Raw genomic sequence first — 18,696 nt, 5'->3', positions numbered from 1 at the left:
ACCAGACCTGCCCACAGCAGCGCGCTTTGGCCAGAGGCTTCTACTTGCCACAGGATGGCGTCCTTACTGTAGAAACCGGAAGTGACCAGCGGCAACGCCGCCAGCGCCGAGCCCCCCACCAGGAAGCAGGCATAGACCAGCGGCAAACTCTTGCGCAGTCCACCCATCTTGAAGATGTTCTGCTCATGGTGGCAGGCAACGATAACGGCACCGGCGGAGAGGAACAGCAGCGCCTTGAAGAAGGCGTGGGTCATCAGGTGGAAGATTGCCCCTTCCCATGCGCCGACACCGAGAGCCAGAAACATGTAGCCAATCTGGCTCATGGTGGAGTAGGCGAGGATCCGCTTGATATCGGTCTGAACCAGCGCGGCAAAGCCTGCCAGCACTAGCGTGATGGCGCCAACCAGCCCGACCAGATGGAGGATCTCTGGCGCCAGCAGGAACAGGCCGTGGGTACGAGCAATCAGGTAGACACCAGCAGTCACCATGGTGGCAGCGTGGATCAGCGCTGAGACAGGGGTCGGGCCTGCCATCGCATCCGCCAGCCAGGTTTGCAGCGGCAGCTGTGCCGATTTGCCGACCGCGCCGCCCAAGAGCATCAGGCAGGCCAGCGACAGGGCAGGGGAGCCCTCGGCAAACAGGGTCGGTGCGCGCACCAGCAGCTCGTGGATATTGAGGGTGCCCAGTTCCCGATAGAGGATAAACAGGCCGATGGCGAGGAAGACATCCCCCACCCGGGTCACGACAAATGCCTTGAGGGCCGCCGCGCCGTTCTTGCGATCCTTGTAGTAGAAGCCGATCAGCAGATAGCTGCACAGCCCTACCCCTTCCCAGCCGAGGTAGACAAACAGCAGGTCATCGGCCAGCACCAGAAACAGCATGCTGGCGATAAAGAGGTTGGTGTAGGTGAAGAAGCGGGAGTAACCCTCTTCTCCACGCATATACCAGGAGGCGAACAGGTGGATAAAGAAACCCACCCCGGTCACCACCCCCAGCATGGTCAGCGACAGGCCATCCAGTGCCAGCGAGAAGCTCGGGGTAAAGTTGCCCACCGCCATCCATTGCCACAGGCGCTGGACATAGACGCCCCCCTCGGGCGGGTTGCCCAGAAAGTCGATGCCCACCCACAGGGTAGTGAGGGCCGACAGGCCAATGGAGCCTACCCCGATCAGCGCCGAGGTACGCTCACCAAACCGGCCGAGGGAGAAGGCCAACACCAGCCATCCCAGCAGCGGAAATAGAAAAGTCAGATATAAGAGGCTCATCCGCGCATCTCGCTCACAGTGTCCACGTTCAGGGTGTGGTAACGACGATAGAGCAGCAGTAACAGGGCAAGGCCGATACTGGCCTCTGCTGCCGCCAGAGAAATCACCAGGATATACATGATCTGGCCATCGGCCTGGGCCCAGCGGCTACCCGCCACCACAAACGCCAGTGCCGAGGCATTCATCATGATTTCGATACTCATCAGGATGTAGAGCAGGTTGCGCCGGATCAGCAGACCGCACAAGCCGATGCAGAAGAGCACCGCGGCCAGCAGGAGGCCGTGCTCCATGGGGATTCCATTCATTGCTGACCTCCTTCTTGTGCAGAGCGGGATGCTGTGCGGGGGACGGAGAGCACTTCACCGCTCTTCTCTTCCCGACCCAGGTGATAGGCGGTTACCAGACCCGCCAGCAGCAGGATGGAGGCAAGCTCCACCGCCAGCACATAGGGGCCAAAGAGTTCGACACCCACCTGCTTGGCGGTCACCTCGGTCACTCCGATCAGGCCCCCGGTCACCCCGAGAATGCCGTGGGCCAGAAAGCCCAGCAGGGTCAGCGAGAGCAGGGCAGGGCCCCCCCAGGTCATGGGGGTGAGCCACTTTTTCTCCTGTGCCTGGGCACTCCCCAGGTTCAGCATCATCACCACGAACACGAACAGCACCATGATGGCGCCGGCGTAGACGATCACCTGCAGGGCGCCCGCAAAGGCGGCACCCAGGCAGAAGAAGATCATGGCCACGGCGATGAGGGAGATGATGAGATTGAGCAGCGCATGCATGGGATTGCTGGTGCTGATCACCCGCAGCGTGCTGTAAATGGCCACCAGGGCCGAGGCATAAAATGCCAGTTCCATGATTGACTCCTCAGGGCAGCAGGCTCTTGACATCGATGGGCTTGGCTTCGTTTTCGGCATCCCCTTTCGGCTTGCCGTCGATGGCCATCCCGCTCATGCGATAGAAGTTGTAGTCCGGGTATTTGCCGGGCCCGCTGATCAGCAGATCCTCCTTCTCGTACACCAGATCCTGGCGGCGATACTCACCCATCTCGAAATCCGGTGTCAGCTGGATGGCGGTGGTGGGGCAAGCCTCTTCACACAGGCCGCAGAAGATGCAGCGAGAGAAGTTGATGCGAAAGAACTCCGGATACCAGCGGCCATCATCCCGCTCGGACTTTTGCAGCGAGATGCAGCCGACCGGGCAGGCAACAGCGCAGAGGTTGCAGGCCACGCAGCGCTCGTCCCCGTCGGGGTCGCGGGTCAGCACGATGCGACCGCGGTAGCGGGGGGCGGCATAGACTGCCTGCTCCGGATAGTTGAGGGTTTCACGGGGCCGCCAGGCATGGGAGAAGACCATGGCCAGACTGCGTAACTGGGTGCCGACACCCTGAATAATGCTAAAAATTTTCATAATGAGTGCCTCACTGCGTACTTATCAGTACAACTGCCGCGGTGACCAGCATATTGATCAGGGTCAGCGGCAAGCAGACTTTCCAGCCAAACGACATCACCTGGTCAAAGCGCGGGCGAGGCAGGGAGGCCCGCAGCAGGATGAAGAACACCATGAAACAGGCGGTCTTCAGGGCAAACCAGATGAAGGGGGGCAGCCAGGGGCCGTGCCAGCCACCGAAGAAGAGGGTCACGATGAGCGAGGAGATCAGCACGATGCCGATATATTCGCCCACGAAGAAGAGACCCCACTTCATCCCCGCATACTCGATGTGATAGCCGTCGGCGAGCTCCTGCTCGGCTTCTGGCTGATCGAACGGGTGACGGTGGGTGACGGCGACACCGGCAAACAGGAAGGTGACAAAGCCCAGGATCTGGGGCACCACGTTCCACAAGTCTGCCTGTGCCTCGACGATATCCCGCAGGTTGAAACTGCCGGTCTGGATCACAATCCCCATCAGGGAGAGCCCGAGAAACACCTCGTAGGAGAGGGTCTGGGCCGAGGCGCGCAAGCTGCCGAGCAATGAGTATTTGTTATTGCTCGACCAGCCGGCGAACAGCACCGCATAGACCGCCAGCCCCGCGATGGCCAGGATGTAGAGCAACCCCACATTGAGATCCGCCACGCCCCAGGTGGGGGTGATGGGCACCACCGCAAACGCCAGAATAAAGGCGGTAAAGGCGATGATGGGGGCCAGGATAAAGATCCGCCGATCAGCGAACGGCGGGATCCAGTCCTCCTTGAAGAACATCTTGATCATGTCGGCGGCCAGCTGGAGCAGACCAAATGGCCCGACCCGGTTGGGGCCATAGCGATCCTGCCACAGAGCCAGCAGGCGACGCTCGATGAAGCTCATGAAGGCGCCTGCCCCCACGATCCCCACCAGCACGATCAGTGCCTTGCCCACCTCCAGCAACAGATCGATCAGCGACTCGCTCATGCGATCACCTCCTGCAGGTTAGTGATTGAGGCTTGTTGCAGGGCCGTCGGCAGGCCGTTCACCCCAAGGGGGAGCCCCACCAGACCGGCGCTCAGCTGCTCGCTAAGCCGCAGACGCAGTTGCCAGTGGCTACCGCCCCAGGAGAAGGAGACCTGACTGCCCCCGTGGAGGGCCAGACGCTGCGCATCAAGGGGATTGAGCACCAGCTCGGGTTCGTTCATCCGGGCCTGAATGACCGGGCTGCGAGCGGAGAGCTCCTCGCCGCCAAACAGCTGGGCATAATTGACCACTTGCAGCGCCTCTGCGGCCTTGAAGGGGGCGGGGATGGTGGTGAACCAGCCGAGCAGCTCCTTGCCTTCTGCCTGCGGGTCTGTTGCTTCCAGCAGACGGCGACCCGGATCGCCAGCACGCAGATGACCACCGACTTCATCCTGGAACTTGTTCCAGGCGGAGGGGGAGTTCCAGCCCGGCGCCCAGGCGAACGGTACTTGCGGCAGCGGCTGACGGGCTCCGGCATACCCTTCCATGGAGAAGTTGAAGGGGGAGTCGGGATCTTGCGCTACCCGCGGCTCGCTGACGTTCTGATCCGCCAGCATGGAGGTGCGACCGCTGTAACGATGCGGCTCACGGGCCAGTCGCATGCCACGGATCCGCAAGCCTGCATTGGGCGCCGCTTCCAGCATGGTAGCCAGCAGCGGATTGCTGGAGGCACAGTCATGGTTGACCTGGCCGAAGTTCTGCCAGCGCAGCGGCTTGCGTTCGATCGCCCCTTGCAGCGCCGCCAGCCAGCGCCACCCTTCACGCACCTGAATATCGGCGTTGTAAAAGGCGGGTGCATAGACCTGGAAGAAGCGCTGGGCGCGCCCTTCCATGTTCACCAGCGTGCCATCGGCTTCGGCAAAACTGGCCGCTGGCAGCACCAGATCAGCCTTGTTGGCGGTCGGGGTCGCCTGATGGTCGATGACCAGCAGGTGCTGCAGCCGTGCCAGCGCAGCATCCACCCGGTTGCGCGGCGCGCGGCGGTAGAGATCGTTCTCCAGGGTGACCAGTGCCAACCCCTCTTCGGACTCGATACGCGCAAGGGCGGCTTCGAGCGACTTGTCTGACAAGGTTTGAGCGCCCAGCATGGCCAGACCCAGCGAGTTGGCCTCCTGGCCAACCAGCGCGATGCTGGCTTCCAGACCTCGGCCTTTCAGGGCGCGGGCAATGTTGCTGGCCGCCTCAAGCAGCGCCACATCGCGGGCACTGGAGCCAGCAATGATGAGCGGCTTCCTGGCGTTGCCGAGCAGCTCGGCCCAGCGAGTCGCTTGTGCCTGCAGCTCGGGGCCGAGATCGGCCACGGCCGGTGCATTCGGGTCGAGCAGGTTGGCGATGGCAAAGCCAAGGCGCGCCTGATCGGCATAGGGGGCGTGCAGCTTGTCGGCCGCCACATCGTCCAGACGGGTGGTGTCGAGGCTGGTGATGAGCAGCGGGTAGCGTTCGTTCTGACCCAGGGTCTGTACGGCGGCGACTTGCCACAGATCCACCTTCATCTTGCGGGCCAGCTCGCGAGCCTTGCCCTTGACGGCTTGACGCAGCGCCAACGCGATACGGGCGGCGCTCATGGTGACATCTTCGCCGAGCAGCAGAATGGCGTCAGCCTCTTCCATGTCCCGCAGGCTCGGAGTCGGCACGCCGCCCTGTTGCAGGATCTGCAGCATCTTCAGCTGACAGGCCCACTCGGCCTGCTCGACGCCTGCGTAGAAGTTGGCTTCACCCACCAGCTCGCGCAGGGCAAAGTTGCTCTCGAGCGACGCGCGGGGCGAGCCGATGCCGATGAGGCCGCGGGCCGTGCGCAGCGCATCGGCGGCTCGGTTGAGGGCGCCATCGACTGTGATGGTCAGCTGGTCGTTGCCATCTTTGAGCAGCGGTTGGCGCGGGCGGTCCGCCAGATTGACGTAGCCATAGCCAAAGCGGCCACGGTCACAGAGGAAGTAGTGGTTGACGCTGCCGTGGAAGCGGTTTTCGATGCGGCGCAGCTCGCCATAACGCTCACCCGGACTGATGTTGCAGCCCACGGAGCATTGCTGGCAGATGCTGGGGGCAAATTGCATGTCCCACTTGCGGTTGTAACGTTCGGAGTGGGTCTTGTCGGTGAATACGCCGGTGGGGCAGACCTCCACCAGGTTGCCGGAAAATTCGCTCTCCAGGGTGCCATCCTCGACCCGCCCGAAATAGACGTTGTCGTGGGCACCGTAGACCCCGAGATCCTCGCCACCGGCATAATCCTTGTAGTAACGGACGCAGCGGTAGCAGGCGATGCAGCGGTTCATCTCGTGACCGATGAAGGGGCCCAGCTCCTGATTCTGGTGGGTGCGCTTGGTAAAGCGGTAGCGACGGCTGTTGTGGCCGGTCATCACCGTCATGTCCTGCAGGTGGCAGGCGCCGCCCTCTTCACACACCGGGCAGTCGTGGGGGTGGTTGGTCATCAGCCATTCCACCACGCTCTTGCGAAATTCTTTAGCCTCTTCATCCTCGATGGCGATGTAGCTGCCATCGGTGGCCGGGGTCATGCAAGACATGACCAGACGACCGCGCTTGTCATCGGCATTCTGATACTGTTTCACCGCACACTGGCGGCAGGCTCCCACGCTACCCAGCGCCGGGTGCCAGCAGAAATAGGGGACATCCAGACCCAGCGACAGACAGGCTTGCAGCAGGTTATCTGCCCCGTCTACCTCGTACTCTTTGCCGTCTACATAAATGGTTGCCATACAACTTCCCTGAAACCTGTTTTGTGAAATCTGTGGTGTCGTTACCAGCGCTCGCCCAGCAGATTGGGCTGGATCCCTTTGACCGGCTTGCGGTTATCACCGCTGCCTTTGATCCCGGCCTCGAATTCGGAGCGGAAATATTTGATGGCGCTGGCCAGCGGCTCGACGGCGCCCGGAGCGTGGGCGCAGAAGGTCTTGCCCGGGCCAAGGAAACCGCAGAGTTGCTCCAGGGTCGCCAGATCGCCGGATTGCCCTTCGCCACGCTCCAAGGCCCGCAGCAGCTTGACGCTCCAGGGCAGGCCGTCGCGGCAGGGCGTGCACCAGCCACACGACTCGCGGGCGAAGAACTCCTCCATGTTGCGCAGCAGGGAGACCATGCTGATGGAGTCATCCACCGCCATGGCGAGGCCAGTCCCCATCCGGGTACCTACCTTGCCGATACCGGCGGTATACATCTGGGCATCGAGGTGCTCCGGCAGCAGGAAGCCGGTGCCCGCGCCGCCCGGTTGCCACGCTTTCAGGCGATAGCCGCTCTTCATCCCGCCGGCGTAATTTTCAAACAGCTCGCGGGCGGTGATGCCAAAGGGCAGCTCCCAGACCCCGGGGTTGTTCACCTTGCCGGAGAAGCCCATCAGCTTGGTGCCGTGATCTTCCGAGCCCGGCAGCGCCAGCCCGTGATACCAGGCGACTCCGTTGCCGATAATGGCAGGCACGTTGCAGAGGGTTTCGACGTTGTTGACGCAGGTGGGTTTGCCCCAGACGCCGGAAACGGCGGGGAAGGGGGGTTTGGCGCGCGGGTTGGCGCGGCGCCCTTCCAGCGAATTGATGAGGGCCGTCTCTTCACCACAGATGTAGCGACCGGCGCCGGTGTGGACGAACAGCTCGAAGTCAAAACCGGAGCCCAGAATGTTCTTGCCCAGCAGGCCCGCTGCTTTTGCCTCTTCTACCGCACGGCGCAGGTGGATGGCAGCATCCACATACTCGCCGCGCAGGAAGATATAGCCGCGATAGGCCTTGAGCGCCCGGGCACTGATGATCATCCCCTCGATCAGCAGATGGGGCAGTTGCTCCATCAGCAGGCGATCTTTCCAGGTGTTGGGTTCCATCTCGTCGGCGTTGCAGAGCAGGTAACGGATGTTCATGCTCTCGTCTTTGGGCATCAGCCCCCACTTCACGCCAGTGGGGAAGCCCGCACCGCCGCGCCCCTTGAGACCGGCATCCTTGACGGTGCTGACAATCTCGTCCGGGCTCATCTGACCGAGCGCCTTGCGGGCGGCTTCATAGCCCTGTTTGGCCTGATACTCCTCCAGCCATACCGGCTGGCCGTCATCCCGCAGCCGCCAGGTGAGCGGATGGGTCTCGGCGGTGCGGGCCGTGCGGTTGGCGGTGCCAAGAGAGGCGAGGATCTTGTTCTGCGGCAGGCTCATGGGTAAGCCTCCAGCGTTTTCAGCAAGGTCACCGGATCGAGGCCGCCATAGGTGTCGTCATCGATCATGATGGCTGGCCCCTTGTCGCAGTTGCCAAGGCAGCAGACCGGCAGCAGGGTGAAGCGGCCATCCGGGGTGGTTTGACCGGGGCCGAGGTTCATCACCTCCTTGAGACCGGCCAGCAGATCTTCATGGCCATTGATGTAGCAGACCATGCTGTCGCAGACGCGGATGATGTGACGCCCTACCGGCTGGCGGAAGATCTGGCTATAGAAGGTGGCGACCCCCTCCACGTCGCTGGCGGGAATGCCGAGCTCGGCCGCGATGGCGTGAATGGCGCCGTCGGGGACCCAGCCTCTGGCCTGCTGCACGATCTTGAGCGCTTCGATGCTGGCGGCGCGGGGATCTTCGTAGTGGTGTTTCTCGTGTTCGATGGCATCGCGTTCAGCCTGGCTCAGAACGAAGTCGTCCTGTTTGCTGCTGCATGCCCCTTGCCCCTGTGGGGTCTGATTATTGTGACACTGACATTGCTGGCTCATGACTTGACCTTTGGTGGCTTGTCCTTTTACTGCTCGTCCGGCGATCCCAATTCCCGGCCATGGCCGGGAGGGCGGATCACTTAACGGTCCACATCCGACATAACAAAATCGATACTGCCCAGATAGACGATGAGGTCCGACACCATGCTGCCCTTGATCACCGAGGGGATCTGCTGCAGGTGAGCAAAGCTCGGGGTGCGGATCCGGGTCCGGTAGCTCATGGTGGAGCCGTCACTGGTCAGGTAGTAACTGTTGACCCCCTTGGTCGCCTCAATCATCTGGAACGACTCGGCAGCGGGCATCACCGGGCCCCAAGACACTTGCAGGAAGTGGTTGATCAGGGTCTCGATGTGCTGCAGGGTGCGCTCTTTGGGCGGCGGGGTGGTGAGGGGGTGATCCGCCTTGAAGGGGCCCTCCGGCATGTTCTTCATGCACTGCTCGATGATCGACATGCTCTGGCGGATCTCCTCGATCCGCACGGTGGCTCTGTCGTAGGCATCGCCATTGCTGCCGACCGGCACTTCAAAGTCGAACTGATCGTAACCGGAGTAGGGGCGCCACTTGCGCACGTCGAAGTTGAGGCCGGTGGCGCGCAATCCGGCCCCCGTGGTGCCCCAGGACAACGCCTGCTCGGTGGTGTAGGCAGAGACGCCTATGGTGCGACCGCGAAGAATGCTGTTGCGCATCGCCGCTTTTTCGTAATCTATCAGCCGCTTGGGCAGCCAGCTTAGCAGGTTGTCCTGCACCAGCCGCTGCCATCCCTTCGGCAGGTCGTGGGCCACACCGCCGATACGGAACCAGGCCGGGTGCATGCGGGCACCGGTGATCGCTTCGATGATGGTGTAGATCTTCTGCCGGTCGGTGAAGGTGAAGAAGACCGGGGTCATGGCCCCCACGTCCTGGATATAGGTCCCGAGGAACAAGAGGTGGCTCTGGATGCGGAACAGCTCCGCCATCATCACCCGGATCATGTCGACCCGCTGCGGCACCTTGATGCCGGCCAGCTTCTCGACCGCCAGCACATAGGGGAGGTTGTTCATCACCCCGCCCAGATACTCGACCCGGTCGGTATAGGGGATGTAGCTGTGCCAGGACTGGCGCTCGCCCATCTTCTCGGCACCACGATGGTGGTAGCCGATATCGGGCACGCAGTTGCGGATCTCCTCGCCATCGAGCTGCAACACCAAGCGGAAGGCACCGTGGGCAGAGGGATGGTTGGGGCCGAGGTTGAGGAACATGTAGTCCTCATTCTCGTTGCCGCGGGCCAGGCCCCACTCTTCCGGTTTGAACAGCAGGTTCTCCTGCTCCATGTCCTGTTTGGCGGCATCGAGCATGAAGGGATCGAATTCGGTGGCGCGCGCCGGGTAATCCTTGCGCAGCGGGTGACCCTGCCAGCTCTTGGGCATCATGATCCGGGTCAGATGGGGATGGCCATCGAAGGTGATGCCCATCAGATCCCACACTTCCCGCTCGTACCAGTTGGCATTGGGGAAGTGGTTGGTGATGGTGGGCAGATGCAGGTCACTTTCGGCCAGCGCCACTTTCAACATCACATCGGCGTTACGGTCGATGGAGATGAGGTGATAGAAGACGGTGAAATCGCTCTGGGGCAGACCGTCGCGATGGCTGCGCAGCCGCTCATCGGTGGCGCTGAGATCAAACAGCATCACGAACGGGGAGGGCACCTTGCGCAAAAAGCCCATCACATCCTGCAGCAGTTCGCGGGGAAGCCAGACCACCGGCACGCCGGTGCGCGTGGTCTGCACGGTGAAGTGCTCGGCCCCGAAGTGGGCAAACAGTTCGCCAATGACTTTGGCATCCTTGTGGTCGCTGGGTTGCCACTGGGCCATGGCGTAATTGCTGGGAAAATCACGAGTCAGTTTCATGGTCAGATCTCATCCGGCGTGCGCAGGTTGGTCACATTGATCCGTTCGCCGCGCTTGCGCTCTTTTTCGGCCTGCATCTGGGGACGGTAGATCCCCTGATCGCCCACTACCCAGGAGAGGGGGCGGCGCTCTTTGCCGATGGAGTCCTGCAGCAGCATCAGGGCTTGCAAAAAGGCTTCGGGACGGGGCGGGCAACCCGGAATGTAGACGTCGACCGGCAGGAACTTGTCCACCCCCTGCACCACGGAATAGATGTCATACATGCCGCCGGAGTTGGCGCAGGCCCCCATGGAGATCACCCACTTGGGTTCGAGCAGCTGTTCATACAGGCGCTGGATGACTGGCGCCATCTTGATGAAGGGGGTCCCTGCAATCACCATGAAGTCGGCCTGACGGGGCGAGGCTCGGATAACTTCGGCGCCGAAGCGGGCCACATCGTGGGGGGAGGTGAAGGCGGTACACATCTCCACATAGCAGCAGGAGATGCCGAAGTTGTAAGGCCAGAGGGAGTTTTTGCGGCCCCAGTTGACTGTGTCTTGCAGCACCTCCTCGAGGCGGCCCATCATGATGCCGCGCGTCGCTTCTTGCGCCAGTGGGTCATCGACGGTCTGGCGCTGCTCCTGGGGGTAGCGCTCAACGGGGGCATCCGGGTCAATCCGGGTCAGGGTGTACTTCATGGTGCAACCTCAAGGAAAGGGTCTGTGGTTCAATCACTGTTTTTGTTGTTCAGCTGCGGTTTGCGCGGTGACCAGTCCAGTGCGCCGATGCGCCAGAGGTAGATCAGGCCGATAAGCAGCAGTCCGATGAAAATGGTGGCTTCAATAAAGCCGACCCAGCCGCTCTCACGCACGGAGACAGACCAGGCAAACAGGTAGAGCGCCTCGACGTCGAAGATGACGAAGAACATGGCGACCAGATAGAACTTGGCGGAAAAACGCAGGCGGGCACTGCCGACCGAGTCGACACCAGATTCAAATGGCTTGTTCTTGGTGCGGCCGTAGGCGCGACCTCCCAGCAGGGCGGCGAGACCTATCATCACCAGACAGATGGTGATGGCACCGATGACATAAATGGCAAAAGCCCAATGTTGAGCAGAAATATCAGCAAACATAGAGGTTTTTCCTAACCAAATTAATCAAGCGACTTAACAATAATGTTACGCATTATGACACTTTCGCACTGATTTACATGTCATTTTTACGGGTTAATTATTAATCGGTTAACCGGTAATTAAATTTTGTTAAGAAGCGCACTTTTTTGTTGGTTATGGTGGGCGAGAAAGGACTGGAAAGTGCCACCGTCGTTGCGGAAAGGCCCAGTTGTCGTGTCGGTTACCCAGGCAGATTGAAACGACACCTGAGGGGAAAACCCGCTCCAGATTGTCCATATCGAGCACTTTTGTTCTCAGTATTGCATCGGGTTTGTCAGACACTGCTCAACCCATGACCCGCTGGTTATGCTGGGCGAGTATTGCGGCCAAGATAATGCTAACGAGCGCCTGCTCAGCCGTCGGTGGTATCTCCACATCACACTTGATTGGGTTGCGGAAGATCAATTTTTCGGGCCAGCAGATTGGGAATGTCCGGTCGTTTTGACCGTGCAACACCTATAGCGGTGTGCGCCCGGTTGTTTGGATGCCAGCCCGGCTTCCTTTATCAGGTTACGTATTTTGACTCGGCCAAGCTGATACCCACAACATCCGCATCACCGACATCAAGGGGCTGCGGCCTGCTGAGCTCTGGCTCGCTGTGAACAACCGCCGCAGTTGCATGCGCTTACGGTTAATCACTCTCCTGCGAGCCAGATAGTCGTCTCAACGGATCACTCCCTTCTCGCATCCAGATGCCACTCCGGTAGTTCTTCTAGCTGCACGTCGATACTTTTTTTCTCGGTGGCTGCATTGCTGGCCAGTCGGCTATGACGCCTATTATGTGTATATCACTATTGGTCAACGAGGCTATGGGCATGTCGTTTTGAGCAATGTACACCTGCTTGTATCCAGCAGCGCAGTCTGCAGTCTAAGGAATGGGTTTGTAGTCAAAAACGGTACTCGATATGGAGGGTATGGCTGTCGAGCCCCGGGTTCTTGTCATACATATAGGCGTTGGACATGTGCTCATACTGATAGCCGATCAGCCAATTCTTGGTGATGGCGTAACCGAGGCCGATACCCAGAGCGAACTGGAAGGGGCCGCCGTAATCCTTGTAGCCGTTGCCGCGAGTGCCAAATTGGTACTGATCGAGCCAGACCATTTCGCCGGGGATCCAGGTCACCCAGTTACCCCATTGGCATTCGATACGGGCGCCGCCCCCCAGTCTGGCGCTCTTTTCATCTTCTACCTTGAGCATACCGCCACGTACCCCCAGCCCAAATTGGCAGCCTGAGTCTCCCCAGCGCCAGAACATGTGATGGAACTTGGCGTCGGCGATGTTGATGTCGAGCTTTTCATTGCTGAAGGCCCTGCCAAGCTGCAGTACCACGATATTGTCATTGGCCATTGCAGACGGACTGGCGAGCAGTGCTGTCAGCAGGGCGATCCTTGATAGAGTGTTAGCGTCCATGCCCCCTCCCGATCCTTGTTGTCATCTTGGTGATCCTGTTGATCACCCTTCAGGCATAGTCAATCGACGCGCTCCCTGTCAATGCATGGTCACTCGGTAAAGAAATTAAATATTTATGAAAAATCAACTATCTGCATGGCCTGATGTGATTTGGCGAGCGTGGCAATGGGGAGATGAAAAAGCCCTTCACCATGGTGAAGGGCTTTTTGCTATCTGACGTTATCCGCTCGGTTTGGCGTGTAGGCTCAGTAGCCTTGCTGGTGCACGTCCATCACGGCGCGGCCGGACGGGTCGGCCATCTCCTTGAACTTGGCATCCCACTCCAGCGCAGTGGGGGTGGAGCAGGCGACCGACTTGCCGTAGGGCACGGTGCGGGCGGCGGCTTCCAGCGGGAAGTGCTCGTCGAAGATGGCGCGGTAGAAGTAGGCCTCCTTGGTGAGCGGGGTGTTGATGGGGAAGCGGAATGCGGCCGCCTCGAACATCTGATCCGTCACTTCCTGTTCCACCATGGCTTTCAGGCTGTCGATCCACGAATAGCCTACGCCGTCGGAGAACTGCTCCTTCTGACGCCATGCCACTTCGTGGGGCAGCAGATCCTCGAACGCTTCGCGCAGGATGTGCTTCTCGATCTTGCCCTTGCCACACATCTTGTCGGCGGGCTGCAGGCGCATCGCCACGTCCATGAACTCCTTGTCGAGGAAGGGCACGCGACCCTCCACACCCCAGGCTGCCATCGACTTGTTGGCGCGCAGGCAGTCATAGAGGTGCAAAGAGGCGAGCTTGCGCACGTTCTCTTCGTGGAACTCGCGGGCGTTGGGCGCCTTGTGGAAGTAGAGGTAGCCACCGAACAGCTCGTCGGAGCCTTCGCCGGAGAGCACCATCTTGATCCCCATCGCCTTGATGTAGCGGGCCATCAGATACATCGGCGTGGAGGCGCGGATGGTGGTGACGTCATAGGTCTCGAGGTGATAGATGACGTCGCGCAGGGCATCCAGACCCTCCTGCACGGTGAAGTGGATCTGGTGGTGGATGGTGCCGAGGTGATCAGCTACCTTGCGGGCGGCGGCGAGATCAGGTGAGCCTTCCAGGCCGACAGCGAAGGAGTGCAGTTGCGGCCACCAGGCTTCGCTCTTGCCATCGTCCTCGATACGGCGCGCCGCATAGAGCTTGGTAATGGCGGAGATAACGGACGAATCGAGCCCGCCGGAGAGCAGCACGCCATAGGGCACGTCGCACATCAGCTGGCGTTTGACCGCCGCTTCCAGCGCGGCTTTCAGCTCGGCCTTGTCGCTGACGTTGTGCTCGACCGCGCTGTATTCCATCCAGTCGCGCTTGTACCACTGTTTGAGCTCGCCATCCTTGCTCCACAGGTAGTGTCCCGGCGGGAAGGTTTCGACGCTCTTGCAGACCGGCACCAGCGCCTTCATCTCGGAGGCGACATAGAAGTTGCCGTGCTCGTCGCGGCCGGTATAGAGGGGGATGATCCCCATGTGGTCGCGACCAATCAGGTAGGCATCCTGTTCGGCGTCATAAAGGATGAAGGCAAAGATGCCGTTGAGATCGTCGAGAAACGCCGGGCCCTTCTCCTTGTAGAGAGCGAGCAGCACTTCACAGTCAGATTTGGTCTGGAACTGGAAGTCGACCTTGAGGGTCTTCTCCAGCTCTTTGTGGTTGTAGATCTCGCCATTGACCGCCAGCACATGGGTGCGCTCGGGGTTGTAGAGTGGCTGGGCGCCATTGCCCGGATCGACGATGGCCAGACGCTCGTGCACCAGGATGGCTTTGTCGGAGCTGTAGACGCCGGACCAGTCAGGCCCGCGGTGACGCAGTCGCTTGGACATCTCCAGCGCCGATTTGCGCAGGGCGACTGCATCGGACTTGATATCCAGAATGCCGAAAATTGAACACATTGGCGGTAATCCTCTTGATTTTTATATGAGCCCCCCACGTTTGGGCTCGAAATTCCATTTACATTCCTCGTCAGACACAATGCCTAGCGGAAAAACCTTTTGCAAGCGGGAAAACCGCAGAAAATCATGCCGTAAGCGTCAAGCAGATCAACAGGATAAGGATTGTTGCAACGGGGCAGGGTGACGTGAACGTCAAGCCGAGGCGGGTTCGAAGATGACGTAGACCTTGCGACAGGGGGTGAGGGTCTCCCACTCTCCGACAAAACCGGCGGGAATGACGAATTGATCGCCGGGTTTGAGGGCCAGCTGGCCGCCCAGATTGTCGTGGATCACCACATCCCCCTCCAGCAGCTGGCAATACTCGTGTTCGGTGTAGTGGATGGCCCAGCGGCCGGGCTCGCAAGCCCAGAAGCCGACGTGAAACTGCTGGCGGGGGTCGGAGTAGTGGTTCCACACCGTCTGGCTCGGGTTGCCCGCTTTAATGCGCTCGGGGGCAGGCATCAGCGGGGTAGGGGCCGCCTCGTGGCGGTCGAGCAGGATCCAGTCGTTGAGGGTCTTCATGGTGCCTCCTTGGCTTCGGCAGATAGGAACGCGGGGCCATCCCGGCCCGCGTTTGTTTGTTTTATTAAACGAGGTTGTGCATAACTTAAACGATGCGCATTCCCTTGCCAAGGGCTGCTGGCCGACGACTCAAAGCGGCTGCAAGCGGCGGATCACATGACGGGCAAAGCCGCTGCCCGCTTCGTTGTAGACGTTGAACACCGCATCCACCCCCTGCTCCTGCAAGGAGGCGATATCATCCTCGAAGCGGACGATGGCGGCGATCTTGCCGTTGAACCCGTGGCTGCGCAGCTTCTCGATGGCGTAGAGATTCCCCGAGTGGTGGGGCATGGCCAGCAGCACCAGATTGACCTGATTGGAGAGCAGCACCTTGTCCCAGAAGTCGGTATCGGTGGCATCCCCCTCGATGACGTTCATCCCCTGGGCACGCAGGGTGGGCAGCTTCTCGCTATCGTTCTCCACCCCGAGGATGACGTTGCCGTACTTGTTCTCCAGCTCGAAGTAGGCCCCCTGACCGATCCGCCCCATACCGAGGATGATCACCTCGGCATCGCCAAGCTCTATGGGTCTGTCTTCCGGATGGAGGTTGCTCGCTTGCAATCCTCGCAGCCAGTGGCCGATGCGGTGGTAAATGCGCTCGCTCTGGGCATTGAGGGGGGCAGAGATCATAAAGCTGGCCGCCAGTGCCAGCGAGACCGCCACCAGCCACTCGTGGGAGAGCCAGCCCGCCTTGGCGGCGATGGCGGCGACGATCAGGCCAAACTCCGAGAAGTTGGTGAGCGCCAGGGTCGAGAGCAGCGCGGTGCGCACCCGCAGGTGAGCGCCGCTGTAGACCAGATAGTAGAGCGCGCTTTTGAGCGGCAGGGCCAGTACCAGCGCCAGTGCCAGCAACATGGTGTCGTGGGTCGGCAGACCGTTGAGACCGATGGTGAGGAAGAAGCAGATAAGAAACAGGTCTTTGAGGTTGAAGAGCGCCTTTGCAAGCCCTGCCGCAGCCGGATGAGAGGCGAGCAGCATGCCGATGATGAGGGCTCCGAGATCCGGCTTGAGGCCGACCACTTCAAAACCGGCAGCCCCCACCACCAGTGCCAGAAAGACACCGAACAGCACCTGCAGCTCGCCGTGACCGGCCCGCTCCAGCAGCTTGAACAGCAGGGGACGCAGCAGTGGCAATCCCAGCACCCAGAGCGCCCAGATACTGGGCCACTTGCCGCTGGAAAACGCCAAAAAGGCCACGGCGAACACATCCTGCATCACCAGCACCCCGATGGCGATACGGGCGTAGAGGGCATTCATGTCGCTGCGATCTTCCAGCACCTTGACTGCGAAGACGGTGCTGGAGAAGGAGAGGGCAAAGCCCAGCAGCAGCGCCAGCTTCCAGTCCAACGACAGGGCGAGGTGGAGCCCCAGTCCCTTGCAGACCAGCAGCACCACGGTAAAGAGCAGGGTGGAGAGCAGCAGGTGCAGGCTGGTGGTGCCCCACACATCGCGCCGCATCAGGGTCTTGATATTGAGCTTGAGACCGATGGTGAACAGCAGCAGGGTGACGCCGAGATCGGCCACCTCGCTCAGGGCAGGGGTATTTTCATATCCCATGCCGTTGAGGATAAAACCGGCGGCCAGGAAGCCGAGCAGGGGGGGCAGGCCAATCAGATTGACTACCATGCCGCAGCCAAAGGCCATGGCGATCAGAATGGGTTCCATAACAGATCCTGCAAGGGCAGGAGAGACCTGCCCTGTTTAACGCTTGGGTGGTGATTAGACGATATCGATGTCGACCACGGAGTCGAAGATGTGGTTCGGTCTGAACGGCATACGGTCGATATCGGCGACCTTGCTCACCCCGGAGAGCACCAGCACCGTCTCGAGACCGGCCTGAAAGCCCGCCAGAATGTCGGTGCGCAGGTTGTCGCCGATGATGATGGTGTCGTCGGAGTGGGCCTCCATCCGGTTGAGCGCCGCACGGATGATCCAGGCGCTCGGTTTGCCGACATAAAACGGCTTCTTGCCGGTCATCCGCTCGATGGGGGCGCACAGGGCGCCGCAGGCCGGGTGCATCATGGGGCCGTGGGTGTCGGGGTTGGTGGCGATAAAGCGGGCCCCCTGATCGACGAACTTGGCTCCCTGTTGCATCATGGTCCAGTTGTAGTTGCGGGTCTCCCCCACCACCACGAAGTCGGGGTCTATGTCGGTGATGGTGAAACCGGCCTTGTAGAGCTCGTGGGTCAGCGCCCCTTCACCGATCACATACGCCTTCTTGCCATCCTGACGCTTGAGAAAGTCGGCGGTGCCCATGGCGGAGGTGTAGAAGCACTCCTCCGGCACTTCGATCCCGGCGGAGCGGAAGCGGTTTTGCAGATCTTTCTGGGTCTGGGCCGGGTAGTTGGTGAGGAACAAGAGCTTGCTGCCCTGCTCCAGCAGGCGATGGACAAAACGGTCGGCACCGGGGATGAGATCGTTGTTGTGCAGGATGACACCGTCGATATCGCAGATGACGTTCTTCTTCATGAAAACTCCTTGTCAGGGCGCAGGCGAGCCGCCAATCGTTAAGATGTTCAATCATTTATGATTTTTGTGACGCCATTATAAGTCTGTTTGATGACAAGTCTCCCCTGTCTCGCCACTTCGGTGCACAATAAAGCTGCCGTCGGGTCAGTCTGGTGGAGGGGCTGACGCCGGATCACTTTGCTGATGGAGCCGTCGCTATGGACACCCCGATTTCCAAGCCAGTCACACCCGAACACCTCACCGCCGCGCAATTTATCGCCGGACTGCCGAAACTGGAGCTGCACCTGCATATCGAGGGCAGCCTCGAACCCGAGTTGATGTTTGAGCTGGGCCGCCGCAACGGTGTGCCACTGCCCTGGCCCGATGTGGCCAGCGTGTGCGCCGCCTATGACTTTGACTGCCTGCAATCCTTTCTCGATCTCTACTATCGCGGCGCCAGCGTGCTGGTGACCGAGCAGGACTTTTTCGACCTCACCTGGGCCTATCTTGAGCGGTGCGCCGCCGACAAGGTGGTGCATGTGGAGATCTTCTTCGACCCGCAGACCCACACCGCTCGCGGCATCCCCTTTGCTACCGTGCTGGGCGGTATCGAGCGGGCGCTGCAGAGCGGAGAGAAGGAGTTTGGCATCAGCTGGCGCCTTATCATGAGCTTTTTGCGCCACCTGAGCGAGGAGGATGCCTTTGCGACGTTGGAAGAGGCTATGCCCTTCCTGTCACGCATTCACGGCATCGGCCTCGACTCCGGGGAGAAGGGCAATCCGCCGATCAAGTTTGCCCGGGTCTTTGCCAAATGCCGCGAGCTGGGGCTGCCGGTGGTGGCCCACGCAGGTGAAGAGGGCCCTGCCGACTACATCTGGCAGGCGATCAACGAGCTGAAGGTATGCCGCATCGATCACGGGG

The 18,696-nt window shown here is 60.6% G+C and carries 17 protein-coding genes and 1 pseudogene; 1 reads left to right on the top strand and 17 read right to left on the bottom strand.

Features of this window, described 5'->3' with window-relative positions:
* From nuoL to AB5Y92_RS07840, 17 genes and pseudogenes are all read right to left on the bottom strand, one after another.
* Positions 1 to 1,265, bottom strand: a 1,265-nt coding sequence (nuoL, locus tag AB5Y92_RS07920; protein WP_368226355.1) for an NADH-quinone oxidoreductase subunit L, incomplete at its 3' end; no start/stop codon positions are given.
* Positions 1,262 to 1,570, bottom strand: coding sequence for an NADH-quinone oxidoreductase subunit NuoK (nuoK, locus tag AB5Y92_RS07915; protein WP_005337247.1), 309 nt, complete (start codon positions 1,568 to 1,570; stop codon positions 1,262 to 1,264). The genes nuoL and nuoK, both read right to left, overlap by 4 nt.
* Positions 1,567 to 2,118 carry an NADH-quinone oxidoreductase subunit J gene (gene nuoJ / locus AB5Y92_RS07910; RefSeq protein WP_040067266.1) on the bottom strand — a complete coding sequence of 184 codons (552 nt, stop codon included), beginning with the start codon at positions 2,116 to 2,118 and terminating at the stop codon, positions 1,567 to 1,569. The genes nuoK and nuoJ overlap by 4 nt, the downstream gene beginning before the upstream one ends.
* Positions 2,119 to 2,128: 10 nt before the next feature.
* Positions 2,129 to 2,671: an NADH-quinone oxidoreductase subunit NuoI gene (gene nuoI / locus AB5Y92_RS07905; protein WP_040067268.1), complete on the bottom strand. Its 543-nt coding sequence runs from the start codon at positions 2,669 to 2,671 to the stop codon at positions 2,129 to 2,131.
* 10 nt (positions 2,672 to 2,681) lie between these two features.
* Complete coding sequence (gene nuoH / locus AB5Y92_RS07900) at positions 2,682 to 3,650, bottom strand: NADH-quinone oxidoreductase subunit NuoH (protein WP_005337244.1); 969 nt, start codon at positions 3,648 to 3,650, stop codon at positions 2,682 to 2,684.
* Positions 3,647 to 6,403: an NADH-quinone oxidoreductase subunit NuoG gene (gene nuoG, locus AB5Y92_RS07895; RefSeq protein ID WP_368226352.1), complete on the bottom strand. Its 2,757-nt coding sequence runs from the start codon at positions 6,401 to 6,403 to the stop codon at positions 3,647 to 3,649. The genes nuoH and nuoG overlap by 4 nt, the downstream gene beginning before the upstream one ends.
* Positions 6,404 to 6,444: 41 nt before the next feature.
* Positions 6,445 to 7,830 carry an NADH-quinone oxidoreductase subunit NuoF gene (nuoF, locus tag AB5Y92_RS07890; RefSeq protein ID WP_005351112.1) on the bottom strand — a complete coding sequence of 462 codons (1,386 nt, stop codon included), beginning with the start codon at positions 7,828 to 7,830 and terminating at the stop codon, positions 6,445 to 6,447.
* Positions 7,827 to 8,369: an NADH-quinone oxidoreductase subunit NuoE gene (gene nuoE / locus AB5Y92_RS07885; protein ID WP_005337236.1), complete on the bottom strand. Its 543-nt coding sequence runs from the start codon at positions 8,367 to 8,369 to the stop codon at positions 7,827 to 7,829. The genes nuoF and nuoE overlap by 4 nt, the downstream gene beginning before the upstream one ends.
* A gap of 80 nt (positions 8,370 to 8,449) precedes the next feature.
* Entirely contained in the window at positions 8,450 to 10,255 is a 1,806-nt protein-coding gene (gene nuoC, locus AB5Y92_RS07880; protein WP_103251695.1) for an NADH-quinone oxidoreductase subunit C/D, read from the bottom strand.
* 2 nt (positions 10,256 to 10,257) lie between these two features.
* On the bottom strand, positions 10,258 to 10,932 hold the full coding sequence (locus AB5Y92_RS07875) for an NADH-quinone oxidoreductase subunit B family protein (protein ID WP_005344917.1): 675 nt from the start codon (positions 10,930 to 10,932) through the stop codon (positions 10,258 to 10,260).
* A 29-nt stretch (positions 10,933 to 10,961) separates the two neighbouring features.
* Complete coding sequence (locus tag AB5Y92_RS07870) at positions 10,962 to 11,366, bottom strand: NADH-quinone oxidoreductase subunit A (protein ID WP_005344919.1); 405 nt, start codon at positions 11,364 to 11,366, stop codon at positions 10,962 to 10,964.
* Between the two features lie 177 nt (positions 11,367 to 11,543).
* Positions 11,544 to 12,065: pseudogene (locus tag AB5Y92_RS07865) on the bottom strand (IS3 family transposase); the annotation flags it as partial.
* Positions 12,066 to 12,292: 227 nt separating this feature from the next.
* Positions 12,293 to 12,817, bottom strand: coding sequence for an acyloxyacyl hydrolase (locus AB5Y92_RS07860; protein ID WP_164536601.1), 525 nt, complete (start codon positions 12,815 to 12,817; stop codon positions 12,293 to 12,295).
* Between the two features lie 245 nt (positions 12,818 to 13,062).
* Positions 13,063 to 14,727, bottom strand: coding sequence for an asparagine synthase B (gene asnB / locus AB5Y92_RS07855; RefSeq protein ID WP_005361356.1), 1,665 nt, complete (start codon positions 14,725 to 14,727; stop codon positions 13,063 to 13,065).
* 192 nt (positions 14,728 to 14,919) lie between these two features.
* Entirely contained in the window at positions 14,920 to 15,288 is a 369-nt protein-coding gene (locus AB5Y92_RS07850; protein ID WP_164536602.1) for a cupin domain-containing protein, read from the bottom strand.
* A 129-nt stretch (positions 15,289 to 15,417) separates the two neighbouring features.
* Positions 15,418 to 16,992: a cation:proton antiporter gene (locus AB5Y92_RS07845; protein ID WP_368226348.1), complete on the bottom strand. Its 1,575-nt coding sequence runs from the start codon at positions 16,990 to 16,992 to the stop codon at positions 15,418 to 15,420.
* 54 nt (positions 16,993 to 17,046) lie between these two features.
* On the bottom strand, positions 17,047 to 17,796 hold the full coding sequence (locus AB5Y92_RS07840) for an HAD-IIA family hydrolase (RefSeq protein WP_005337281.1): 750 nt from the start codon (positions 17,794 to 17,796) through the stop codon (positions 17,047 to 17,049).
* A gap of 197 nt (positions 17,797 to 17,993) precedes the next feature.
* Here AB5Y92_RS07840 and add point away from each other — a divergent pair.
* The coding region (add, locus tag AB5Y92_RS07835; RefSeq protein WP_368226345.1) for an adenosine deaminase at positions 17,994 to 18,696 on the top strand (703 nt) is incomplete at its 3' end.

The organism is Aeromonas sp. R1-1, assembly GCF_040908495.1.
GTDB classification, from domain to species: Bacteria; Pseudomonadota; Gammaproteobacteria; order Enterobacterales; family Aeromonadaceae; genus Aeromonas; species Aeromonas veronii.
The sequence above is the reverse complement of the archived record's forward strand: the minus strand, read 5'-3'. Positions and strand labels throughout refer to the sequence as shown.

What these genes read in the sequence shown, in the direction of transcription:
- AB5Y92_RS07870 (WP_005344919.1), bottom strand. Translation starts at nt 11,366, where the DNA reads ATGTTTGCTGATATTTCTGCTCAACATTGGGCTTTTGCCATTTATGTC.
- AB5Y92_RS07860 (WP_164536601.1), bottom strand. Translation starts at nt 12,817, where the DNA reads ATGGACGCTAACACTCTATCAAGGATCGCCCTGCTGACAGCACTGCTC.
- nuoF (WP_005351112.1), bottom strand. Translation starts at nt 7,830, where the DNA reads ATGAGCCTGCCGCAGAACAAGATCCTCGCCTCTCTTGGCACCGCCAAC.
- AB5Y92_RS07850 (WP_164536602.1), bottom strand. Translation starts at nt 15,288, where the DNA reads ATGAAGACCCTCAACGACTGGATCCTGCTCGACCGCCACGAGGCGGCC.
- nuoC (WP_103251695.1), bottom strand. Translation starts at nt 10,255, where the DNA reads ATGAAACTGACTCGTGATTTTCCCAGCAATTACGCCATGGCCCAGTGG.
- AB5Y92_RS07840 (WP_005337281.1), bottom strand. Translation starts at nt 17,796, where the DNA reads ATGAAGAAGAACGTCATCTGCGATATCGACGGTGTCATCCTGCACAAC.
- nuoK (WP_005337247.1), bottom strand. Translation starts at nt 1,570, where the DNA reads ATGAATGGAATCCCCATGGAGCACGGCCTCCTGCTGGCCGCGGTGCTC.
- nuoG (WP_368226352.1), bottom strand. Translation starts at nt 6,403, where the DNA reads ATGGCAACCATTTATGTAGACGGCAAAGAGTACGAGGTAGACGGGGCA.
- nuoH (WP_005337244.1), bottom strand. Translation starts at nt 3,650, where the DNA reads ATGAGCGAGTCGCTGATCGATCTGTTGCTGGAGGTGGGCAAGGCACTG.
- nuoJ (WP_040067266.1), bottom strand. Translation starts at nt 2,118, where the DNA reads ATGGAACTGGCATTTTATGCCTCGGCCCTGGTGGCCATTTACAGCACG.
- asnB (WP_005361356.1), bottom strand. Translation starts at nt 14,727, where the DNA reads ATGTGTTCAATTTTCGGCATTCTGGATATCAAGTCCGATGCAGTCGCC.
- AB5Y92_RS07845 (WP_368226348.1), bottom strand. Translation starts at nt 16,992, where the DNA reads ATGGAACCCATTCTGATCGCCATGGCCTTTGGCTGCGGCATGGTAGTC.
- nuoI (WP_040067268.1), bottom strand. Translation starts at nt 2,671, where the DNA reads ATGAAAATTTTTAGCATTATTCAGGGTGTCGGCACCCAGTTACGCAGT.
- AB5Y92_RS07875 (WP_005344917.1), bottom strand. Translation starts at nt 10,932, where the DNA reads ATGAAGTACACCCTGACCCGGATTGACCCGGATGCCCCCGTTGAGCGC.
- nuoE (WP_005337236.1), bottom strand. Translation starts at nt 8,369, where the DNA reads ATGAGCCAGCAATGTCAGTGTCACAATAATCAGACCCCACAGGGGCAA.